Annotated in this window: 1 protein-coding gene; it reads left to right on the top strand. The window is 67.4% G+C overall.

Features of this window, described 5'->3' with window-relative positions:
* Positions 1–22 precede the first annotated feature (22 nt).
* Positions 23–4,954 (top strand): amino acid adenylation domain-containing protein (locus tag QH195_RS26335; RefSeq protein WP_348537359.1); only part of this gene is annotated, 4,932 nt, incomplete at its 3' end.

The following is a 4,954-nucleotide window of genomic DNA, read 5'->3' as shown; positions in this document are numbered from 1 at the left end:
TTTGGGGCGTACGGATTTCCAGGTGAAGTTCCGTGGTCAGCGGATCGAGCTGGGGGAGATCGAGTCGGCGTTCCTGGCGCAGCCGCAGGTCAGTCAGGCCGCGGTGACGGTTTCTGCTTCCCAGTTGGGTGAGCAGTTGGTTGCCTATGTGGTGCCGGCCCCCGGGGACGGGGTTGTGCAGACGTCCCTGCTGGAGGCGGTTCGTGAGGTGCTGCCGACTTATATGGTTCCGGCGGCTGTGGTCGTACTGGATGCGTTCCCGTTGAATACTTCGGGCAAGTTGGATCGGAAGGCGTTGCCGGAGCCGGAGTTCGAGACTCGGGAGTTCCGGGCCCCGTCGACTCCGATCGAGGAGATCGTGGCGGGTGTGTTCGCCGATGTTCTCGGTGTGCAGCGTATCGGTGCCGATGATGATTTCTTCGCTCTGGGTGGTAACTCGCTGATCGCGACCCAGGTAGCGGCCCGGGTCGGGAAGGCGTTGGATGCGCAGGTCCCGGTCCGGACGCTGTTCGAAGCGTCGACGGTAGTCGCGCTTGCCGCGCGGATCGAGGAACAGGCCGGTGCCGGCGGCCGCATCCCACTGGTCCCGCAGCAGCGTTCGAGCGCGACCTTGCCGTCGGGTGAGGTCGTGGCGGCGGCGCCGTTGTCGTCGGCGCAGCAGCGGATGTGGTTCCTCAACCGCTTCGATCAGCAGTCACTCGCGTACAACCTGCCGATGGCGATCCGGCTGTCCGGTGAACTGGATATCGCCGCCTTGCGTGCGGCGGTCGCGGATCTGGTGGCGCGGCACGAGGTGCTGCGGACGGTGTACCCGGAGACCGAATCAGGTCCCGTGCAGGTAGTGCTGCCGGTCGGCGACGCCGGGCCGGGCCTGCGGGTGCGTTCGGTGCCTGCCGCCGAGGTGATCGCCGCGGTGTCGGAGCTGGCATCGACCGGTTTCGATGTGACAGCAGAGGTGCCGTTGCGGGTGGCGCTGTTCCACGTGGACGGACCGCCCGAAACAGCGGATGCCGATTCGGGGGCCACCGGTACTGCGGGGGTGCGCGGGGAGTTCGTACTGGCGATGGTGGTGCACCATATCGCCAGTGACGGGTCCTCGGTGGGGCCGTTGACGCGGGATCTGATGATCGCCTACGCGGCGCGCGCCGCCGGCGAGGCGCCGGGCTGGGCGCCGCTGCCGGTGCAGTACGCCGACTACAGCATCTGGCAGCGTGCCCTCCTCGGCGACGAGTCCGACCCGGAATCGCTGGCCGCCCAGCAGCTCGGGTACTGGGAAACGGCGCTGGCCGGAATCCCGGACCAGCTCGACCTGCCGATGGATCGGCCGCGCCCGGCGGCGCAGTCGTTCGCCGGTGGCCGCGTCGAGATACGCCTGGACCCCGAACTCCATGCCGGGCTGCTGCGGGTCGCCCGGCAGCAGGGTGCCACGTTGTTCATGGTGGTGCATTCGGCGCTGGCTGTGCTGCTGTCGCGGCTGTCCGGCGCCGACGACATCACCATCGGTACGCCGATCGCGGGTCGTGGTGAGCAGGCACTCGATGATCTGATCGGGATGTTCGTGAACACCTTGGTGTTCCGGACGCAGCTCGATCGTGGTGAGGCGTTCACCGATCTGCTGGCGCGGCAGCGCGAAATCGATATCGCGGCCTACGCACACGCCGATGTGCCGTTCGAGCGTCTGGTCGAGGTGCTCAACCCGGTTCGCTCGACCGCGCGGCATCCGTTGTTCCAGGTGGGGCTGACCTTCCAGAACATGGGGCCGGCCGGGCTGGTTCTGCCGGGTCTGACGGTATCGGCAGTGGACTTCGACGCCGAGATGTCACAGTTCGACCTGAACCTCATCGTCGGCGATTCCTACGACGAAGCCGGCGCACCCTTGGGGTTGGACGGGTATCTGAACTACGCCACCGCTTTGTTCGATCACGCCACGGTGGAAGGATTCGCCGATCGGCTGACCCGGTTGTTGCGTGGCATCGTGGCGGATCCCGCCGTCCCGGTCGGTGATCTGGAAATCCTCGGCGCGGCCGAACGCACCCTCGTACTCGAGCAGTGGAACGCCACCGGGTACCCCTTCACTCCGCGGCTGCTGCTGGAGGGGTTCGAACGGGCGGTGACCGCTTTCCCCGATCGGGTGGCGGTGACGTTCGAGGGAACGAGCCTGACCTACGGCGAGTTCTCGGAGCGGGTGAACCGCCTGGCGCGGTTGCTGATCGCGCAGGGTGTGGGTCCGGAGTCGCTGGTCGGATTGCTGGTGTCGCGGTCGCTGGACCTGGTGGTCGGCATGTACGCGGTGGTGGCGGCGGGTGGTGCGTATGTGCCGCTGGATCCGTCGCATCCGGCCGAGCGCATCGGCTACATCCTCGATACGGCGGAACCGGTGTGCCTGCTGTCGACCACCGCCGACGCGCAAACCGTTCGCGGCGACGCGGGTACGGCATCGGCCGACGGTGCGGCATCGGACGCGATCGCCGGCGTACCGGTGCTCGCCTTGGACACTCTCGATACCAGTGGGTTCGCTTCTTCGCCGGTGACCGACGCCGACCGGATAGCTCCGGTGCGGCCGTCGAACACCGCGTATGTCATCTTCACCTCCGGTTCCACCGGCCGCCCGAAGGGTGTGGCGGTGCCGCATTCGGCGATCGCGAACCAGGTCGCGTGGATGTTGTCGGAATACCCCATGGGTTCCGCGGAGGTGTATCTGCAGAAGACCGCAACCACGTTCGACGTCTCGCTGTGGGGTTACTTCCTGCCGTTGGCCGCAGGGGCGCACCTGGTGGTGGCGACTCCGGACGGTCATCGCGATCCGGAGTATCTGGCGCGGGTGATCGCTGAGCAGCAGGTCACCGTGACAGACTTCGTGCCCTCGATGTTGACGGTATTCGCCGCGCACACCACGCCGGGGTCGATCCCGAGTCTGCGGCATATCTTCGCGATCGGGGAGGCGTTGCCGCCGGAAACCGTCACCGCGATGCACGCCATCTCCGACGCCACGGTGCACAATCTCTACGGTCCGACCGAGGCAGCCGTCTCGATCACGTATTGGCAGGCCACGGGCGACGAGGCCGGGAGTGTGCCGATCGGTGTTCCGCAGTGGAACAGCCGTGTGTACGTCTTGGATTCGCGGTTGCGTCCGGTTCCCCGGGGTGTGACCGGTGAGCTGTATCTGGCCGGTGATCAGCTGGCTCGCGGGTATGTGACCCGCCCCGATCTCAGCTCCGACAGGTTCGTGGCGAGCCCGTTCGATCGGGGTGCCCGGATGTACCGTACGGGTGACCTGGTGCGCTGGCAGCGGGTCGATGGCCGGCCGGCTCTGGAGTACCTCGGACGCACCGACTTCCAGGTGAAGTTCCGTGGTCAGCGGATCGAACTCGGTGAGATCGAATCCGCGTTCCTGGCACAGCCGCAGGTCAGCCAGGTCGTGGTGACCGTCGCCGCATCCCAGCTCGGTGAGCAGCTGGTGGCCTATGTGGTACCCGCCCCCGGGCAGCAGCTCGAATCGGCCACTGTGCTGGAGGCGGTGCGCGAGGTGCTGCCGACCTACATGGTCCCGGCGGCCGTGGTCGAGTTGGACGCGTTCCCGCTGAACACTTCGGGCAAGCTGGATCGGAAGGCGTTGCCGGAGCCGACCTTCGAGACCCGGGAGTTCCGGGCGCCGTCGACTCCGATCGAAGAGATCGTCGCCGGTGTCTTCGCCGACGTGCTGCATGTGGAACGCGTGGGCGCGGATGACGATTTCTTCGCGCTGGGCGGTAATTCGCTGATCGCGACACAGGTGGCCGCACGCCTCGGGTCGGCGCTGGACACGACGGTCGCGGTCCGGCTGCTCTTCGAAACCTCCACCGTCACTGCCTTGGCCGCCCGGATCCAGGAGCACAGCGGAACCGGCGGCCGACCGGCGCTGGTGCCGCAGCCGCGTCCGAACCGGGAGCTGCTGTCGGGCGATATGGTGGCGGCGGCGCCGTTGTCGCCGGCGCAACAGCGGATGTGGTTCCTCAACCGCTTCGATGGCGCGTCCGCCGCGTACAACATTCCCTTGGCGATCCGCTTGTCCGGCGATCTCGATGTCGATGCCTTGCGGGCCGCGGTCGCGGATCTGGTGGCGCGGCACGAGGTGTTGCGGACGGTGTATCCGGAAACCGAATCCGGCCCGGTGCAGGTGGTATTGCCGGTGGGGCAGGCCGCCCCGGTACTCGAGGTGCGGTCGGTGGCCGCCGCGGATATCGTCGCGGCCGTTTCGGAATCGGCATCCACGGGCTTCGATGTCACGGCCGAGGTGCCGGTCCGGGTGGCGCTACTCCAGGTGGCCGATACGGCCGGCACCCCGGACGAGTTCGTCCTGGTGCTGGTGGTGCACCATATCGCGACCGACGGTTCGTCGATCGCCCCGTTGACCCGTGATGTGATGACCGCCTACGCGGCGCGGTCCGCGGGTGAGGCTCCGGCGTGGGCGCCGTTGCCGGTACAGTACGCCGATTTCAGTATCTGGCAGCGGAATCTGCTGGGTGACGAGTCCGATCCGGAATCGCTGGCGGCGAAGCAGCTCGGGTATTGGGAGTCGGCGCTGGCCGGGATTCCGGATCAGCTCGACCTGCCGGCGGATCGCCCGCGGCCCGCGGTGCAGTCCCATGTGGGCGGCCGGGTCGATGTGCGGATAGATCCCGAGATCCATACCGGCCTGCAACAGTTGGCGCAGCAGCAAGGGGCGACCCTGTTCATGGTGGCGCACACCGCGTTCGCGGTACTGCTGTCGCGGCTGTCCGGCGCCGACGACATCACCATCGGCACACCCGTCGCCGGTCGTGGCGACCAAGCGCTCGACGATCTGATCGGGATGTTCGTGAACACGCTGGTGTTCCGGACGCAGCTCGATCGTGGTGAGGCGTTCACCGATCTGCTGGCGCGGCAGCGGCAGGTGGATATCGCGGCGTTCGCCAATGCGGATGTGCCGTTCGAA

The organism is Nocardia carnea (assembly GCF_029868855.1).
Lineage (GTDB): Bacteria > Actinomycetota > Actinomycetes > Mycobacteriales > Mycobacteriaceae > Nocardia > Nocardia carnea_A.
Note: the sequence above shows the minus strand (reverse complement) of the source record. Positions and strands in the feature narration are given on the sequence as shown.